General features: G+C 73.8%; 12 protein-coding genes. 4 read left to right on the forward strand and 8 right to left on the reverse strand.

Annotated features, from left to right (window positions below):
* Position 1 precedes the first annotated feature (1 nt).
* The 3 genes from ACFYYT_RS31235 to ACFYYT_RS31245 form a co-directional block, all read right to left on the reverse strand.
* On the reverse strand, positions 2–679 hold the full coding sequence (locus ACFYYT_RS31235) for a DUF305 domain-containing protein (protein ID WP_388610078.1): 678 nt from the start codon (positions 677–679) through the stop codon (positions 2–4).
* Complete coding sequence (locus ACFYYT_RS31240) at positions 676–1,326, reverse strand: DUF3105 domain-containing protein (protein WP_351831864.1); 651 nt, start codon at positions 1,324–1,326, stop codon at positions 676–678. The genes ACFYYT_RS31235 and ACFYYT_RS31240 overlap by 4 nt, the downstream gene beginning before the upstream one ends.
* Positions 1,327–1,396: 70 nt before the next feature.
* On the reverse strand, positions 1,397–1,891 hold the full coding sequence (locus tag ACFYYT_RS31245; protein WP_388610082.1) for a hypothetical protein: 495 nt from the start codon (positions 1,889–1,891) through the stop codon (positions 1,397–1,399).
* 175 nt (positions 1,892–2,066) lie between these two features.
* On the opposite strand from ACFYYT_RS31245, the gene glnA reads away from it, so the two are divergent.
* Positions 2,067–3,428, forward strand: a complete 1,362-nt coding sequence (gene glnA, locus ACFYYT_RS31250) for a type I glutamate--ammonia ligase (protein WP_351828854.1) — start codon at positions 2,067–2,069, stop codon at positions 3,426–3,428.
* Positions 3,429–3,746: 318 nt separating this feature from the next.
* Here the strand turns inward: glnA and ACFYYT_RS31255 are convergent, their stop codons facing one another.
* Both ACFYYT_RS31255 and ACFYYT_RS31260 read right to left on the reverse strand, forming a co-directional pair.
* Positions 3,747–5,831: a PIG-L family deacetylase gene (locus tag ACFYYT_RS31255; protein WP_351828856.1), complete on the reverse strand. Its 2,085-nt coding sequence runs from the start codon at positions 5,829–5,831 to the stop codon at positions 3,747–3,749.
* Between the two features lie 292 nt (positions 5,832–6,123).
* A complete protein-coding gene (locus ACFYYT_RS31260; RefSeq protein ID WP_351828859.1) occupies positions 6,124–8,478 on the reverse strand; it encodes a PIG-L family deacetylase in 2,355 nt (784 codons plus the stop codon).
* A 209-nt stretch (positions 8,479–8,687) separates the two neighbouring features.
* On the opposite strand from ACFYYT_RS31260, the gene ACFYYT_RS31265 reads away from it, so the two are divergent.
* Positions 8,688–11,675: a bifunctional [glutamine synthetase] adenylyltransferase/[glutamine synthetase]-adenylyl-L-tyrosine phosphorylase gene (locus ACFYYT_RS31265; RefSeq protein WP_351828861.1), complete on the forward strand. Its 2,988-nt coding sequence runs from the start codon at positions 8,688–8,690 to the stop codon at positions 11,673–11,675.
* 4 nt (positions 11,676–11,679) lie between these two features.
* Here ACFYYT_RS31265 and ACFYYT_RS31270 read toward each other — a convergent pair whose 3' ends face one another.
* Complete coding sequence (locus ACFYYT_RS31270; protein WP_351828864.1) at positions 11,680–12,279, reverse strand: TetR/AcrR family transcriptional regulator C-terminal domain-containing protein; 600 nt, start codon at positions 12,277–12,279, stop codon at positions 11,680–11,682.
* Positions 12,280–12,400: 121 nt separating this feature from the next.
* Here ACFYYT_RS31270 and ACFYYT_RS31275 point away from each other — a divergent pair, with 121 nt between their 5' ends.
* Both ACFYYT_RS31275 and ACFYYT_RS31280 read left to right on the forward strand, forming a co-directional pair.
* Entirely contained in the window at positions 12,401–14,053 is a 1,653-nt protein-coding gene (locus ACFYYT_RS31275) for an APC family permease (RefSeq protein ID WP_351828866.1), read from the forward strand.
* Positions 13,975–15,555 (forward strand): amidohydrolase, encoded by a 1,581-nt coding sequence (locus tag ACFYYT_RS31280; protein WP_351828869.1) that lies wholly within the window; start codon positions 13,975–13,977, stop codon positions 15,553–15,555. Before ACFYYT_RS31275 ends, ACFYYT_RS31280 begins: the two co-directional genes overlap by 79 nt.
* 9 nt (positions 15,556–15,564) lie before the next feature.
* Here the strand turns inward: ACFYYT_RS31280 and ACFYYT_RS31285 are convergent, their stop codons facing one another.
* Together ACFYYT_RS31285 and ACFYYT_RS31290 are read right to left on the reverse strand one after the other, a co-directional pair.
* Positions 15,565–16,449: a phosphatase PAP2 family protein gene (locus ACFYYT_RS31285; RefSeq protein WP_351828871.1), complete on the reverse strand. Its 885-nt coding sequence runs from the start codon at positions 16,447–16,449 to the stop codon at positions 15,565–15,567.
* 107 nt (positions 16,450–16,556) lie between these two features.
* Positions 16,557–17,588, reverse strand: coding sequence for a LacI family DNA-binding transcriptional regulator (locus tag ACFYYT_RS31290; RefSeq protein WP_351828874.1), 1,032 nt, complete (start codon positions 17,586–17,588; stop codon positions 16,557–16,559).
* Positions 17,589–17,593: the final 5 nt, after the last annotated feature.

Here is a 17,593-nt window from a genome sequence, read left to right on the forward strand (position 1 = left end):
GTCACCCGCGCGGGGCAGCCCCGCGCTGCTTGAGCATGTCCGCCATCAGGGTGAGCTCCGACTGCTGGGCCTCGACCATCCCCTGTGCCAGCGCCCGCTCGGCCGGCGTCCGGCACTGCACCGCGCAGCCCTTGGCCATCGCGACACCGCCCTTGTGGTGGTCGGTCATCAGCTGGAGGTACAGCACCTCCGCGTCCCGGCCGTTCGCCGCACCCAGCCGGTCCAGCTCCTCCCTGGTCGCCATCCCCGGCATCAGCGCCCCCGGCTTGGCGGCGCCGTGCCCGGCGTGTCCCGCGTGCTCGCCGCCCCCTTCGGCGGCCTGCATCCAGGACATCGGCGGCTCGTCGGCCAGCACCTTCGGCAGCCCCCACAGGTCCAGCCAGCCCAGCAGCATGCCGCGCTGGTTGGCCTGGGTGTTGGCGATGTCGTAGGCGAGGCCGCGCACCGGGTCGTCCTGGGTGCGGTCGCGGACGATGAAGGACATCTCCACCGCCTGCTGGTGGTGCACCGCCATGTCACGGGCGAAGCCCGCGTCGGGGGAGTACAGCGCCGGTGCCTTCGCGGACCCGGCGGCGTCGGCGCCGCCCGGGCCGCCGGTCGCGGTGGCGACCGTGGCCCCCACCGCGAACAGCACCGCCAGGACGACGGCCGCGCCGGCGGCCCAGTACGTACGGGTCACTTGTCGGCCAGCCCGTTGGTGCAGGCGGCCCCCGGCTCGGGGGTCTGCGCGCCCTGCACGTACTTGGTGAAGAACTGCGCCACGCGCGGGTCGTCCGCCTTGTCCACCGTCAGCTGCTTGCCCCACGCGCTCAGCATGATCGGGCCGGCCTGCTCCTTGACGGGGCTCATCAGCGTGTACGGGGTCTTGCCGACCTTCCCGGCGAGCGTCTCGACGTCGGCCGGGGCCGCCTTCTCGTTGTACGTCACCCACACCGCGCCGTGCTCCAGCGAGTGCACGGCGTTGACCTCGGGGATCGCGTTCTTGTAGACGTCGCCGTTGCAGTTCATCCAGCGGGGGCTGTGGTCGCCGCCGACCGGCGGGTTCATCTCGTACTTCACCGGGGTGTCGACGTGGTTGCGGCCGAGCTTCTTCACGTCCCAGTCCCGCTCGCCGGACACCGGCGCCTTGCGGGCCGCGGCGGCGTCCTTGTCCTTCTGCTTCTGGTCGATCAGCAGCCACGAGCCGAAGCCGACGAGCCCGGCGACGATGACGGTCGAGATGCCGATGGCGAGGAACTTGTTGCGCCGGTCGCGTGCCTTTTCGGCGCGGCGCATTTCGGCTATGCGGTTCTGGCGGGAGTTGTTTTCGGACGTCCTGCTGGCCATGTGCCCTGGTTCCTTCTGCTGAGGGGGGTGTCGGGGTGGAGCCGGTGGTGCGCTCGGCGCGCCGCGGCCGTCACGTCCGCAGCACCTGGAGGACGTACAGGCCGGGGGCGCGCGGCGGCGGCCCGGCCGCCCGGACCGGTCCCGCCACGGCGGACGGGCGGGCGGCGGGCGCCGCCCCGGCCGGCGGCAGGGCCACGGCGGACGGCGGAGCGGGCAGCACGGCCGGGGTCACCCGGGCCAGCGGGGAGCAGCCGGGCAGGTCGTACGGGGACACGCAGGCGACGCGCGCCACCTGCCCGGCGGCCCGGACCCGGCCGTCCTTGACCTTGACCTGGCCCTGGACCTTGACCTGGCCCTGGCCCTGCACTCGCACGGCAACCTGGACCTCGACCTCGACCTGAACCCGTGCCCCGGCCCGCGTCCCTGCGTCCCCGTGCCCGCTCACGGGACGCACGCACAGGAACGCCACGCCGGCCGCCACGCCGAAGGCGATCAGCAGCAGGAGGGCAGCCCGCCGGACGGGATGCCCGTGGCTCCCGTTGCGCGCGTGCTTCCAGCCCCCCATGGGCGCAGATGGTAATGCTCATGACGCCTCGGTGGTCAGTGCGGGGGTGTCATCGGCTTTCGGGGGTGCGTAATGTGGCGGAAACCACCAATGGCGATACTGGGCGGGCCCGACTGTGCCCCCCGGTCCCTCGGGGCGGTGGTGCACAGATCGTCTGAACTGCGAGGATGAAGGCATGGACAAGCAGCAGGAATTCGTCCTCCGGACGCTCGAGGAACGCGACATCCGCTTCGTGCGCCTGTGGTTCACCGACGTGCTGGGTTTCCTCAAATCCGTCGCGGTCGCCCCCGCCGAGCTGGAGCAGGCCTTCGACGAGGGCATCGGCTTCGACGGCTCGGCCATCGAGGGCTTCGCCCGGGTCTACGAGTCCGACATGATCGCCAAGCCGGACCCGAGCACGTTCCAGATACTGCCGTGGCGCGCCGAGGCCCCCGGGACCGCCCGGATGTTCTGCGACATCCTGATGCCGGACGGCTCCCCGTCCTACGCGGACCCCCGCTACGTCCTCAAGCGCATCCTCGCCAAGACCTCCGACCTGGGCTTCACCTTCTACACCCACCCGGAGATCGAGTTCTTCCTGCTGAAGGACAAGCCGCTGGACGGCTCCCGCCCGGTGCCGGCGGACAACTCCGGCTACTTCGACCACACTCCGCAGAACGTCGGCATGGACTTCCGCCGCCAGGCGATCACCATGCTCGAATCCATGGGCATCTCGGTTGAGTTCAGCCACCACGAGGGCGCCCCCGGCCAGCAGGAGATCGACCTGCGCTACGCCGACGCCCTCTCCACGGCCGACAACATCATGACCTTCCGCCTGGTGATGAAGCAGGTGGCCCTGGAGCAGGGCGTCCAGGCCACCTTCATGCCGAAGCCGTTCTCGGAGTACCCCGGCTCCGGCATGCACACCCACCTCTCCCTCTTCGAGGGCGACCGGAACGCGTTCTACGAGTCGGGCGCCGAGTACCAGCTCTCGAAGGTCGGCCGCTCCTTCATCGCGGGCCTGCTGCGCCACGCGGCGGAGACGGCGGCGGTCACCAACCAGTGGGTGAACTCCTACAAGCGCATCTGGGGCGGCTCTTCCCGCAGCGCGGGCGCGGGCGGCGAGGCCCCCTCGTACATCTGCTGGGGCCACAACAACCGCTCGGCGCTGATCCGCGTCCCGATGTACAAGCCGGGCAAGACGGGTTCCTCCCGGGTCGAGGTCCGCTCGATCGACTCGGGCGCCAACCCGTACCTCACCTACGCCGTCCTCCTCGCGGCCGGCCTCAAGGGCATCGAGGAGGGCTACGAACTCCCGGCGGGCGCCGACGACGACGTCTGGGCCCTCTCCGACGCGGAACGCCGCGCGATGGGCATCGAACCCCTCCCGCAGAACCTCGGCGAGGCCATCTCCCTGATGGAACGCAGCGAACTGGTCGCCGAAACCCTCGGCGAGCACGTCTTCGACTTCTTCCTCCGCAACAAGAAGCAGGAGTGGGAGGAGTACCGCTCGGAGGTCACCGCCTTCGAACTCCGCAAGAACCTCCCGGTCCTGTAACCGCAGGTCGGAGCCCTATCGCGGCAGGTACGACACTCCGGGCCGGTGGTCATCGACCACCGGCCCGGAGCCGTCTGACCGGCCCTGGCCGTCTGTGGGCCGTCCGGCGCGGAACCCGAGGCCCTGTAGACCCCGTCCACGGCCTTCCGGGTCCGCCCGTCGCTGCTCGGCATGAGGTGCGTGCAGGTCCGGAGCCTGAAGCCAGGATCGCCGTGTCCCAGATACGTGCTGAGCGCCTTGACGTTCTCGTCGGCGTCCGGGAACACCGACGCGTAGGTATCGGCGGCCCCGGCCGGGTGCCCCTGCCCCGCCCGCAGGTCACCCCGCGGGCGGGGGGACTGCCGGGTGCCAGGTGGGGTGGGGGGTGGTGGGCTGGGCGGTCGTCGTGTGCAGGCGGGCGTCGAGGCCCAGGACGGCGGTGACGGTGGTGGTCGCCGGGGTGAGCACCGCCGCCGGGGCGCCCGCGTAGAGCATGCGGGACTCCGCCCAGGCGGGCGGCCCCCCGAACGCGGCCGCCGCGACGGTCCCGGAGTCGGCCCGCCCCGTCAGGACGCGGCCCGCCACGCCGACCGCGCCGTAGCCCGACCGGCCGCCGGACTCGGCGAGAGCGGTGACCCGCGGGGCGCCCGGACCCGCCGTGACCAGCGCGCTGCGCACCGCCCCCGAGTCGGGGCGCCGGAAGTAGAGGCGCACGCCCGCGCCCTCCCGGGCCGCCGACAGCGGGACCGTGGTGGCGGGGAGCGCGGTGGGGAAGGGCCCGGCGAGCGGGGCGCCGGGGGCGGGCTGCGTCCAGGCCAGGACCGAGCGGGTGGTGGTGGCGTACACGTGCCGCCGCCCCGCCGCGTCGGTGAGGGCGACGGGGTCGCTCTGCAGGTCCTCGCCGCCCAGGCGCTGCCAGTCGGTGAAGGCCCCCGACGGCTGCTGGACGCGGGCGCGCAGCGTGCGCCGGGTGTCGCGGAGGTAGACGGTGAGCCGGCCGTCGGCATCGGCGACGGCCACGGGGGCGCTGATGGCGGAGGTGCCGCCCTCGTCGCCCGGCTCGGGCGTGCCGAGCGACTGCCAGGGCCCGAACGGCCCGTCGGGCGCGGACTGGACGGCGTACACCACCTCGCGCCGGTAGTCGGCCGGGCGGGACCCGAGGGCCGTGCGGGTGGCGAGGACCGCGACGCGGCCGTCGGGGAGGCGGGCGGTGCAGGCGCCGGAGTCGATGCCGGTGCCGGGCAGCAGCGCGGGCCCGGTCCAGGACCCGGCCGGATCCCGGGACCACACCGCCATCCGGCCGTCCAGCGCGGCGAAGGCCCAGAGCCGGCCGGGCGTGCCCTCGGCGAGCCAGGAGGTGGTGTCGGCGCGGGCGTAGCGCAGCGACTGCGCCCAGTTGCGGCCGGTGGGACTGCCGGCCACCTTGCGGTCCCCGCAGCCGGAGGGGCTGCCGCAGTAGTCGGTGCGGTCCTGCCAGGCGTACGTCTTCAGGAAGCCGATCTTCGTCGCGGCGGTCTGCGGGTCCAGCGCGTGGGGGAGGGTGCCGTTGTGGTAGCCGAGGTAGTTCTGGACCGAGAACCGCGGCCGGTCCGTGACGGTCTCGGCGTACTGGGCGGTGGCGGCCTGCACGAAGCGGGCGCCGTACATGTGGTCCTGGTGGTCGGTGTACTTGCCGGTCTGCTCGTACCGGTTCGGGGTCGGGTCCTGCATGCGTATCGTCGTCGGCCGGTAGCGCTCCAGGATCCCGGCTATCGACCGGACCACCTGGTCCTTGGTGTACGTGAACGCCTGCCCGACCGGGGTGCCGGTGGTGAGCTGGGCGCCGAGCGCCGGTATCGCGCCGTTCCACAGGCCGCGCAGGCTGTCGGGGTTCTCGCCGGCCGGGCTGCGGGCCTCGCGCAGCTGGAGCCACACGAGGTGGACCTGGGGCCGGGCCACGAGGACGTCGAGCTCCGCCTGTCCGCCGCCCGCCGTGGGTATGACCGTACGGGTCCACGCGCTCGTGCGGTCGCCGGTGGCCATCTGGGCGTAGGCGGAGCGGATGCCGTTCTGCCGGGCCTCCGCGTACCGGGCGCGGTCGGCGGGCTGCGCCGGGTCCCTGGCCTCGCCGCCGTGCGCCTCGTTGCGGCCGTCGGCCTCGCCGGAGGTGAGGTAGGCGGTGGTGAGCGGGAGTCCGGCCAGCAGGGTCCGGCTGAGGTCGGGGTTCATGAAGAAGAGGTCGTCGTCGGGGTGCGCGACGATCTGCACCACCGAGCCGGCGGTGGTGCTGACGGGGAGGGCGGCGGCCGGCCGGCCGGCCCCGTCGGTCTGGGTGGCCTCGGCCGAGGTCGGCCGGCCGGAAGCGATGGAGAGTGCGCCGGTGGCGCCCACGGTGAGCATGGGCACCACGGCCGCGAGGAGGAAACGGCGGCGGGATACGGGCATCGGGTCACGCCTCTAGGTCGTTCCGGACGGGCTGGAAGAACCGCTGTGCAGTCACTGAGAGGCGGAATCGGGCGAGTTGGTTCACCGATTCCGCCGATGACGTGTCTCTTGCGGAAATGACCGGTTGTGAGAAGGCGAGGCGGAGCCCGAGACCTGGCGAAATGGCCCGCATGGCAAACAACACCCCGGTGTGGGGTGTTGAAGGAAGATATGCGCCTTATCTGCCGGTCTGGGAGCGTACGGACCCACTACGGACCCACTACGGACCCGCTACGGGCCCGCTACGGGCCCCCTACGGGACCGAGTTGCGCGGGCCCACCGGCTGCCAGGGCGACAGGTGCGCGTCGGCGGAGTCCGCCGAGGAGGTGACGTACAGCCGGGCGTCGAGCCCGACCACCGCCAGGCTGACCATGTTCTTCCCGGTCATGGTGCTGGACGGGGCCCCGACGAACAGCAGCGGCGAGCGCTGCCACGGCCGGCCGGCGCCCAGGTCCGAGCCGAGCTGCCCGCCCGCCGCGCGGCCGGCGAGGACGTGCCCGCTCGCCGTCACCGAGCCGAAGCCCTGGAGCCCGCCGAGGTCGGTGAGGTTGTTGACCTTCAGGCCGCCGTCGCCGGTGATCAGGGCGGTGCGGACGTTGCCGGAGCCGGGCTTGCGGAACCACAGCCGCACCCCGCCCTCGCGGCCCTCCGCCGTCAGCGGGAGCGTGGTGTCGGGCAGTCCGGTGGCGGTGGGCGGCCCCAGCGGGGCGCCGGCCTCGGGCTGGGCCCAGCCGATCACCGTCCGGGTGGTGGCGGCGAACACCATCCGACGGCCGGCGCCGTCGGTCGCGGTGGCCGGGGTGCCGTGCAGGTCGGCGCCGCCGTGGTGCTCCCACGGGCCCCAGCTGCCGTCGGCCCGCTGGACGCGGCCGCGCAGGCCGGAGGCGCCGTCGCGCACGTACACCGCGGCCAGGCCGGTGCCGTCGACGGACACGGCGGGGGCGCTGATGTCGGAGGTCCAGGTGTCGTCGGAGGCCTCGGGGGTGCCGAGCGACTCCCACGCCCCGAACTCCGGGGAGCCGGGGGCCCGCTGGACGGCGTACACGACCTCGCGCCGGTAGTCGGCGGGCCGGGCGCCGAAGGAGGTGCGGGTGCCGTAGGCGGCTATCCGGCCGTCGGGCAGGGTGACCGTGGAGATGCCCTGGTCCATGCCGGTGCCGGGGAGCAGCGCGGGGCCGCTCCAGCTGCCGATCAGGCCGGTGCGGTGCCAGACGGCCACCTGGCCGTCGAGCACCTTGAAGGCCCACAGGCCTTGGTCCCGGTCGGAGGCGAGCCAGGACGTGCTGGTGCCGCGGGCGTAGTTGATGGAGTCGGTCCAGCGGTTGCCCGAGGGGTGGTCGGCGACCTTGAGGTCACCGCAGCCGGCGGCGCTGCCGCAGTGGTTCGTCCGGTCGAGCCAGGCGTAGGTGCCCAGGATGTCCAGCTTCTCCTTGGCCTCGCCCGGGTCCAGGGCGCTGGGCAGGGAGCCGTTGAAGTAGCCGATGTAGTTCTGGACGCCGAAGTGCGGGCGGTCGTGGACCTCGCGGGCGTAGGCGTCGGAGGCCATCTGCACGAACCGGGCCCCGTAGAAGTGGTCCTGGTGGTCGGTGTAGCGCTTGGAGTCCGGGTAGCGGCCGGGGGTCGGGTCCTGCATCCGTATCGTCGTCGGCTTGTACCGGGCCAGGATCCCCTCGATCGTCCGGACGACCTGGTCCTTCGTGTACGTGAACCGCTGCTTGACGGGGGTGCCGGAGGCGAGCACCGATTCCAGGTGCGGGACCCGGCCGTCCCACAGGCCGTGCAGGCTGTCGGGCGCGTCGCCGTAGACGTTGCCGGCCTCGCGCAGCTGCAGCCAGACGAGGTTGACCTCGGGCTTGGCGACGAGGACGTCGACCTCGGCCTGGCCGCCGCCGTCGGTCGGGACGACGGTGCGCTTCCAGGCGCTGCCGCGGTCGCCGGTGGCCATCTTCGCGTAGGCGGCGCGGATGCCGTTCTGGCGGGCCTCGGCGTACGCGGGCTTGTCGGACGGGGTGGAGTGCTCCTTGGCGACGCCCGCGTTGATGCCGTCGGCCTCGCCGGAGGTGAGGTAGACCGAGGTCACGGGGTGGCCGGTGGCTATGGAGTACCCGAGGTCCGGGTTCATGAAGTACAGGTCGTCGTCGGGGTGCGCGACGATCTGAAGGACCCGCCCGGGATCGGGAGCCCCGGCCGTGGTCGCGGTGGTGAGCCGGGAGTCGGGGCCGGTGGGGGCCTCCAGGGCGGCGAAGGCCTCGTTTCCGCGGAGCGCGAGCATCCCGGCCGCGGCGGCGGCCGCGAGGGCGGCGACGGTCTTGACGGTCCGCGCCCGGTGCCGGGCGGGGTGTGCCGGGCGGTGGTGGGCGGTCCGCCCGTGCGCGTACGCGGCCGGGCCGGGGGCCTCCCCGGGGCGGGAGCCCTGCGCGGGGACCGGGGCCGCCCTACCGGAACCGCCAGAACCGCCGGCCCCGTCAGAACCGCCGGCCCCACAGGCCTCAGCGGAACCACCGTGCGGCCCCGACGCGTCGGGGAGGGTGAGGACCGCCGCGCCGGGACGGCGCGGGCCCGGGACGGACGGCGGCGTCGGAGCGGAGAACGGGCGTCCTTCGGACATGGGGCTCCTCGCAACCGGTCGCACGGGGACCGGGCCCCTGACGCATAGATCTATAAGTAATCAGAAAATCCGATAATCCGCCTCATGATATTCGCCACGCCACGCGGGTGAGTCGAACGCCTGCTCCGGCTAGGCTCGCCCCCAGGCCGGCCACCATCACCGGCAGCGCCGGCCGACCACCGGCGGCGACGCACTCGGGAGGCGGCGGGATGACAGTCCCGGGACGCAGGAGCAGCACCTTCATCCGACTGCTGCGGAGCGGGTTCACCGACCCCTCCACCGCGGCCCGGCTCCTCGACGCCGACGCGCTGGCCGCCGTACGCGCCGATCCGGTCCTGCTCGACGCCCTCGGCGCCACCGCCGACCCCGACCTCGCCCTCCTCGGGCTGGTCCGGCTCGCCGAGGCCCAGACCCCCGAGGAACTGCCCCGCCTCCTCGACACCCTCGTCAGCGCCAAGCCCCTGCGCGACCGCCTGCTCGGCGTCCTCGGCGCCTCCGAGGCCCTCGCCGACCACCTCGCCCGGCACCCCCGGGACTGGCAGGCCCTCGTCACCTACGAGGCCGCCGACCTGCACCCCGGGCTCGCCGAGTTCGAACAGGGCCTCGCGGACGCCGACGACCCCGTCACCCTGCGCGTCGCCTACCGCCGCTGCCTGCTCTCCATCGCCGCCCGTGACGTCTGCGGCACCACCGACGTCGCCCAGGCCGCCGCCGAACTCGCCGACCTCGCCACCGCCACCCTCCGCGCGGCCCTGCGCATCGCCGCCGCCGCGGCTCCCGAGGACGCCCGCCAGTGCCGGCTCGCCGTCATCGCCATGGGCAAGTGCGGCGGCAACGAGCTCAACTACGTCTCCGACGTCGACGTCATCTTCGTCGGCGAGGCGGCCCCCGGCACCGACGAGGGCAAGGGCATCCAGGCCGCCACCCGCCTGGCCTCCCACCTCATGCGGATCTGCTCCGAGACCACCGTCGAGGGCACCATCTGGCCCGTCGACGCCAACCTGCGCCCCGAGGGCCGCAACGGCCCCCTGGTGCGCACCCTGGCCTCCCACCTCGCCTACTACCAGCGCTGGGCCAAGACCTGGGAGTTCCAGGCCCTGCTCAAGGCGCGCGCCGTCGCGGGGGACGAGGAGCTCGGCGCCGAGTACATCGCCGCCATAAGCCCGCTGGTCTGGCAGGCCGCCGAACGCGAGAACTTCGTCGCCGACGTCCAGAAGATGCGCCGCCGGGTCGTCGACAACATCCCCGCCGCCCAGATCGACCGGGAGCTGAAACTCGGCCCCGGCGGCCTGCGCGACGTGGAGTTCGCCGTCCAGCTGCTCCAGCTCGTGCACGGCCGCAGCGACGCCACCCTGCACTCCGGCAGCACCCTCGACGCCCTGCACGCCCTCGCCGCCGGGGGCTACGTCGGCCGCGCCGACGCCGCCCAGCTCAACGACGCGTACCGCTTCCTGCGTTCCATGGAGCACCGCATCCAGCTCTACCGGCTGCGCCGCACCCACCTCGTCCCCGAGGACGAAGCCGATCTGCGGCGCCTGGGCCGGTCCATGGGCCTGCGCACCGAACCCGTCGCCGAGCTCAACAAGGCCTGGCGCAGGCACGCCTCCGCCGTCCGCCGCCTGCACGAGAAGCTCTTCTACCGGCCCCTCCTCGACGCCGTCGCCCAGCTCACCCCCGGCGAGACCCGGCTCTCCCCGCGCGCGGCCGGCCAGCGCCTGGAGGCCCTCGGCTACGCCGACCCGGTCTCCGCCCTGCGCCACCTCGAAGCCCTCGCCTCCGGCGTCAGCCGCAAGGCCGCCATCCAGCGCACCCTGCTGCCCGTCATGCTCGGCTGGTTCGCCGACTCCGCCGACCCGGACGCCGGACTGCTCAACTTCCGCAAGGTCTCCGACGCCCTCGGCAAGACCCCCTGGTACCTGCGGCTGCTGCGCGACGAGGGCGCCGCCGCCGAGAACCTGGCCCGCGTGCTCTCCGCCGGACGCCTCGCCCCCGACCTGCTGATGCGGGCCCCCGAGGCCGTCGCCCTGCTCGGTGACCCCGGCGGGCTGGAGCCGCGGGCCCACGAGGCGCTCGAACAGGAGGTGCTCGCCGCCGTCGGCCGCGCCGAAAGCGGCGAGGCGGCCGTCACCGCCGCCCGCGGGGTCCGCCGCCGCGAACTGTTCCGGACCACCGCCGCCGACATCATCTCCTCCTACGGTACGGAGGAGAACCCGGCCGAAGAGGACCCCGGAGCCCTCGTCGACCGGGTCGGCGACGCCGTCTCCGAACTCACCGCCGCCACCATCGCCGGAGCCCTGCGCGCCGCCGTCCGCGACCAGTGGGGCGAGACCCTCCCCACCCGCTTCGCCGTCATCGGCGTGGGCCGCTTCGGCGGGCACGAACTCGGCTACGGCTCCGACGCCGACGTCCTCTTCGTCCACGAGCCCCGCGAGGGCGTCGACGAACAGGAGGCCGCCAAGGCCGCCCAGTCCGTCATCTCCGAGATGCGCAGGCTCCTCCAGCTGCCCACCGCGGACCCGCCGCTGCTCATCGACGCCGACCTGCGCCCCGAGGGCCGCTCCGGCCCGCTCGTGCGCACCCTGTCCTCCTACGCCGCCTACTACCGCCGCTGGTCCCTGACCTGGGAGAGCCAGGCCCTGCTGCGGGCCGAACCCGTCGCCGGGGACGAGGAGCTGGGACGCCGGTTCATCGAGCTGGTCGACCCGCTGCGCTACCCCGTCGAGGGCCTCGGCGAGGACGCCGTACGGGAGATCCGCCGGCTCAAGGCCCGGATGGAGGCCGAGCGGCTGCCGCGCGGCGCCGACCCGACCCTGCACACCAAGCTCGGCCGCGGCGGCCTCAGCGACGTCGAGTGGACCGTCCAGCTCATGCAGATGCGGCACGCCTGGGCCGAACCGGGCCTGCGCACCACCCGCACCCGCCGGGCCCTGGCCGCCGCGCACGCCGCCGGGCTGATCCCGACGGAGGAGGCGCAGGTCCTCGACGAGGCCTGGGTGCTCGCCACCCGCGTCCGCAACGCCGTCATGCTGGTCCGCGGCCGGGCCGGGGACACCTTCCCGACCGAGGTCCGCGAACTGGCGGCGGTCGGCCGCTACCTCGGCTACCCGGAGGGCCGGGTCGGCGAGATGCTGGACGACTACCGCCGTACGACGCGCCGCGCCCGCGCGGTGGTGGACGACCTCTTCTACGGGGCCTGAGCCCTTACGGGGCCCGCAGGGCCGCGGCGTAGGACAGCAGCGCCGTCAGGGCCAGGTCGAACGCCGCGTCGGCCCGGCCCGGGCCGCCCGCCGCCAGGGCCCCGGCCAGCAGCGGGGTGTGCTCCGAGGGCTCCCACATGGCCTCGGGCGCCGCCAGGTCCAGGGCCGAGCCCAGGATCAGGTTCTCCAGGCCGGTCAGCAGCGGCATCACCCGCTCCTCGGGGAATCCGGCCGTCCGCAGCAGCGCCACCGCCCGCTCGTAGTGCGCGAGCACCCTCGGCTCCCGCACCGGGGTCGTCATCAGCAGCGGGATGGCCCGCGGATAGGCGGCGAAGGCGGCCCGGTAGGAGCGGGCCCAGGCCTCCAGCGCCCGGTCCCAGGGCTCCAGCGCCAGCGCCGCGTCGTCGATCGCGGCGCACACCCGTTCGCGTACGAGCTCCACCACCCCGGCCCGGCCGTCCACGTGGTGATACAGCGACGCCGTCTGCACCCCCAGGGCCCGGGCGATCTGCGGAACGCTGAAGTCCCCTTGCTCCGCCGCCAGTTGCAGGGCCGTGGTGGCGATCCGCTCCCGGTCCAGCAGGGGGGTGCGCGGCCGTGCCATCGGTGTTCTCCCTCGTCCAGGTCTTCCCGTACGCCAAAACGGGAGGCTACATTGCCGCGAACCGAAAGCCTTTAGGTTTTTGTTTCCCCGCCGCCTGCCGTTCGCAGAAGGGTGCCTCCGCATGCCCGAAACGCCCGAGCAGTACAGACCGCCAGCGCCCGGCGCCCCGCTCCCCGACGCCCCGCTCCCCGGCGCCCCGTTCCCCGACGCCCAGGGCGCCGATCCGGTGCGCACCGATCCGCTGCGCACCGGCGCCCTCGGGACCGCCGACATCTCCTTCTTCGTCGTCTCCGCCGCCGCCCCCCTCACCGTCATGGCGGGCGTCGCCCCCGTCGCCATCCTCCTCGGCGGCATCGGCGCCCCCGCCGGCTACCTCCTCGCCGGCCTCACCCTCGCCGTCTTCGCCGTCGGCTTCACCACCATGAGCCGCCACGTCACCAGCGGCGGCGCCTTCTACGCCTTCATCGCCCGCGGCCTCGGCAAGCGCGTCGGCATCGGCGCCGCCCTGCTCGCCCTCATCGGCTACAACGGCATGGAGATCGGCGTCTACGGCCTCCTCGGCACCACCACCGCCGACACCGGCCGCGCCCTCGCCGGGCTCGACATCCCCTGGCTGCCCGTCTCCCTCGCCGGCCTCCTCCTCATCTGGTACGGCGGCTACCGCTCCATCGACTTCGGCGCCAAGCTGCTCGGCGTCCTGCTCGTCGCCGAGACCGGGATACTCGTCCTCCTCGCGGGCGGGGTCCTGCTCAAGGGCGGCGCCCACGGTCTCTCCGCCGGCTCCTTCGCCCCCGGCGCCGTCCTCGTCCCCGGCACCGCCGCCGTCCTGGCCTTCGCGTTCGCCGCCTTCACCGGCTTCGAGTCCACCGTCATCTACCGCCGCGAGGCCCGCGACCCCGACCGCACCGTCCCCCGCGCCACCTACATCGCCGTCGCCTTCCTCGGCCTCTTCTACGCCTTCATCGTCTGGACCGTCATCCAGGCCTACGGCGCCGGTGACGTCACCGCAGCCGCCGCCCAGGACCCCGGCGGCCTCTTCTTCACCGCCATCAGCACCTACGTCGGCCCCTGGGCGGCGGACCTGATGCACCTCTTCATCGTCACCAGCGTCATCGCCTCCCTCCTCGCCTTCCACAACGCCATCAACCGCTACGTGCTCGCCCTCGCCGAGGAGGGCGTGCTGCCCGCAGCCCTCGGCCGCGTCCACCCCCGCCACCGCTCCCCGTACCTGGCCGGAGCCGCCCAGACCGTCCTCGGCGCCGTCATCGTGCTCGGCTTCGCCCTCGCCGGAGCCGACCCGTACCAGCAGCTCCTGCTCTGGGTGAACACACCCGGCATGATCGGCCTCATGGCGCTCATGCTGCTCGCGGCCATCGCCGTACCCGTCTACTTCCGGCGCACCGCCCACTCCGAGGGACCCTGGCGGACCGTGATCGCGCCCGTCGCCGCCGCCGTGCTGCTGACCGTCGCGATCTGTCTCGTCGTCTCCAAGGTCGGCCTGTTCACCATGGCCTCCCCGACCGTCAACACCGTCCTCGTCGCGCTCGTCCCCGCCGTCTTCCTCGCCGGGCTCGCCCTGGCCGGACGGCTGGAGTCACGCCGCCCCGAGGTCTACGCCCGCTTCGCCGAAGAGCGCCCCGCCGAAGACCGCCCCGCCGAAGACCGCCCCGCCACACCCCGCCAAGGAGAAACGCCGTGCCCGCTGCCGACACCGTCCTCACCGGAGCCCGCGTCCGCACCCTCGACCCCGCCCGCCCCGAAGCCGGCGCGGTAGCCATCGCCGACGGGCACATCGTCGCCGTCGGCCACGAGCGCGACGTACGCGACTGGCGCGGACCCGGCACCCGCGTCGTCGACCTGGCCGGCGCCACCCTCACCCCCGGCCTCACCGACGCCCACAGCCACCCGGTCTGGGGCATCGAGATGGCCACCGGCACCGACCTCTCCGCCGTCCGCGACCTGGACGGGCTGCGCGCCGTCCTGCGCACCGCCGAGCGCACCGGCGGCTGGGTGCTGGGCCATGGCCTCGACCACAACGCCTTCGGCGGCCGCCCCGTCGACCGGACCGCGATCGAGGACGCCCTGGCCGGCGCCCCCGCCTTCCTGCGCCTCTACGACGGCCACTCCGCCCTCGCCAGCGGCCCGGCCCTCGCCGCGGCGGGCATCACCGGCCCCCGTACGTTCCCGCAGCGCTCCGAGATCGTCTGCGACGGCGACGGCCGCCCCACCGGGCACCTCGTCGAGCACGCCGCCATGGCCCTGGTCGCAGCCCTCGCCCCCAAGCCCACCCCCGCCGAGCGCCGCGCCCGGCTGCTCGCCCTCCTCGCCGACATGGCCGCCACCGGCCTCACCGGCGCCCACGTCATGGACCTCGGCGACGGCGATGTCCCCGCGCTCCTCGCCGGCCTGGAGTACGAGCACGACCTCCCGCTGCGGCTGCGCCTGGCCCCCTGGTGCATGCCCGGCGCAGACGACGACGAGCTCGCCGCCCTGATCGCCCTCCAGTCGACCGCCGGGCGCCACTGGCGGATCGGCGGCGTCAAGTTCTTCATGGACGGCACCGTCGAGGGCGGCACCGCCTGGCTGGAGCACGCCGACTGCCACGGCCAGGGCACCGAGGCCTTCTGGCCGGACCCGCGCGCCTACTCCCGCGCGGTGCGGATCCTGGACGCGGCCGGGGTGCGCACCGCCACCCACGCCATCGGCGACGCCGCCGTCCGCCACGTCCTCGACACCGTCGAGGGCCTGGGGCCCCGGGCCCGCATGCGGCACCGGATCGAGCACATCGAGACCGTCCCCGACGACCAGCTGGGCCGGTTCGCGCAGCTGGGGGTGATCGCCTCCATGCAGCCCCCGCACACCGCGTACACCCGCGCCGACCACACCGACGAGTGGTCGAAGCGGCTCGGCGACGCACGCGCCGGACGGGCCTGGCGCTGCCGGGACCTGCGCGACGCGGGAGCCGTCCTGGCCCTCGGCTCGGACTGGCCCATCGCCCACCACGACGCCCGCCAGGTCCTCGCCACCGCGCTGCGGCCCCGCGGCGCGGCGTCCGGCGGACGGGTCCTGACCGGGCTGATGGCCCTGGAGGGCATGACCTCGCACGCGGCGCTCGCGGCGGGGGAGGAGGCGGTGGCGGGCCGGATCGCGCCCGGGCTGCGCGCGGACCTGACGGCCTTCACCGTCGACCCGGTCACCGCGGGCCCGGACGAGCTGGCCGGGGCCCCCGTACGCCTGACCGTCTCGGGCGGCCGGATCACCCACGGGGAGGGCTGAGGCGGGGAGCTACCGCCGGAAGCGGTTCAGCAGGGCCGAGGCGGGGTGCGGCCCGGTGTTCACCGGCTGGCGCGGCAGCCGGTGCGGCAGCGAGCCGTACCACAGGCGCGAGGCGGCGTACCCGAAGGCCAGGCACATCATGCCGCCGACGGCGTCCAGCCAGAAGTGGTTCGCGGTGGAGACGATGACGACGAGGGTGGCCGTCGGGTAGAGCAGGCCCAGGATTCGGGCCCATGGCGCGGAGGCGACCGCGAAGATCGTCAGCCCGCACCAGAGCGACCACCCTATGTGCATGGAAGGCATCGCCGCGTACTGGTTCGACATGTGCTTGAGGTTCCCCGAGGCCATGGACCCCCAGGTGTGGTGGACCAGCACGGTGTCGACGAACCCGCCGCCGTTCATGAGCCGGGGCGGCGCGAGCGGGTAGAAGTAGTAGCCGACCAGGGCCACGCCCGTGGTGGCGAAGAGGACCAGCCGCGTCGCCGCGTAACGCCCCGGATGGAAGCGGTAGATCCACACCAGCACGCCGATCGTCACGACGAAGTGCAGCGTGGCGTAGTAGTAGTTCATCCCCACGATCAGCCACGTCACCGAGTTCACGGCGTGGTTGACGGAGTGCTCCACCGCGATGCCCAGGGCGCTCTCGACGCTCCAGATCCAGTCGGCGTTCGCCAGGGCGGCCGCCTTCTGCTCCGGCACCGCGTTGCGGATCAGCGAGTACGTCCAGTAGCTGACCGCGATCAGCAGGACCTCGAACCAGATGCGCGGCCGGCGGGGCAGCCGCAGCCGGGTGAGGAGGGTGCGCTCGGACCCCGGACGGGCCTCACTCTCGGTCACGGGGGGTGACGAGACGTCCGTCCGGGTTTCCAGTGTCTTCACGCTCGATTCACCCATGGGGAGAGAGTCTGCCAGATGCGTTCTCGCCTCCGATCATCCCTCGGGACGGTCTTCTGCGCCTGCCCTCCGCCCTGCGGACTACACGCGATCCGCGGGGAACGCGGCTACGCGCCGCGGCGCTGCCCCGGGCCGGAGGCGGTGGACCCGCGGACCACCAGCTCCGGAAGGAAGACGAATTCGCTGTGCGGGGCCGGCGTACCGCCGATCTCCTCCAGCAGCGTGCGCACCGCGGCCTGCCCCATGGCCTGCACGGGCTGGCGGATGGTGGTGAGCGGCGGATCGGTGAACGCTATGAGCGGGGAGTCGTCGAAGCCGACCACCGACACGTCCCGCGGGACCGCGAGGCCCTGCTGGCGGGCGGCCCGGATCGCGCCGAGGGCCATCATGTCGCTCGCGCACACGACGGCCGTGCAGCCCCGGGCGATGAGCGCGGCCGCGGCGGCCTGTCCGCCCTCCAGCGTGTACAGGGAGTGCTGGATCAGTTCCTCGGTCGCGGCCTCGTCGAGACCGAGCCGTTCCCTCATCCCCAGCCGGAAGCCCTCGATCTTGCGCAGCACCGGCACGAACCGCTTGGGTCCGACGGCGAGGCCGATGCGGGTGTGCCCCAGCGCGGTCAGGTGGGTGACGGCGAGCTGCATGGCGGCCCGGTCGTCGGGGGAGACGAAGGGGGCGCGCACCTTGTCGGAGAAGCCGTTGATGAGGACGTACGGGACGCCCTGGCCGCGGAGTTGGTCGTAGCGGCCCATGTCGGCGGTGGTGTCGGCGTGCAGCCCGGAGACGAAGATGATCCCGGAGACCCCGCGGTCCACGAGCATCTCGGTCAGCTCGTCCTCGGTGGACCCGCCGGGCGTCTGCGTGGCCAGGACGGGGGTGTACCCCTGGCGGGTCAGCGCCTGGCCGATGACCTGCGCGAGCGCCGGGAAGATGGGGTTGTCCAGCTCGGGGGTTATCAGTCCGACGAGCCCCGCGCTGCGCTGGCGCAGCCGTACGGGCCGCTCGTAGCCGAGCACGTCGAGCGCGGCCAGCACGGATTCACGGGTGCCCGCGGCCACACCGGGCTTGCCGTTGAGCACGCGGCTGACTGTGGCTTCGCTGACCCCCGCCTGGGCTGCGATGTCGGCTAGCCGTGCGGTCACGGGAT

The organism is Streptomyces sp. NPDC002032, assembly GCF_042890765.1.
GTDB lineage: Bacteria > Actinomycetota > Actinomycetes > Streptomycetales > Streptomycetaceae > Streptomyces.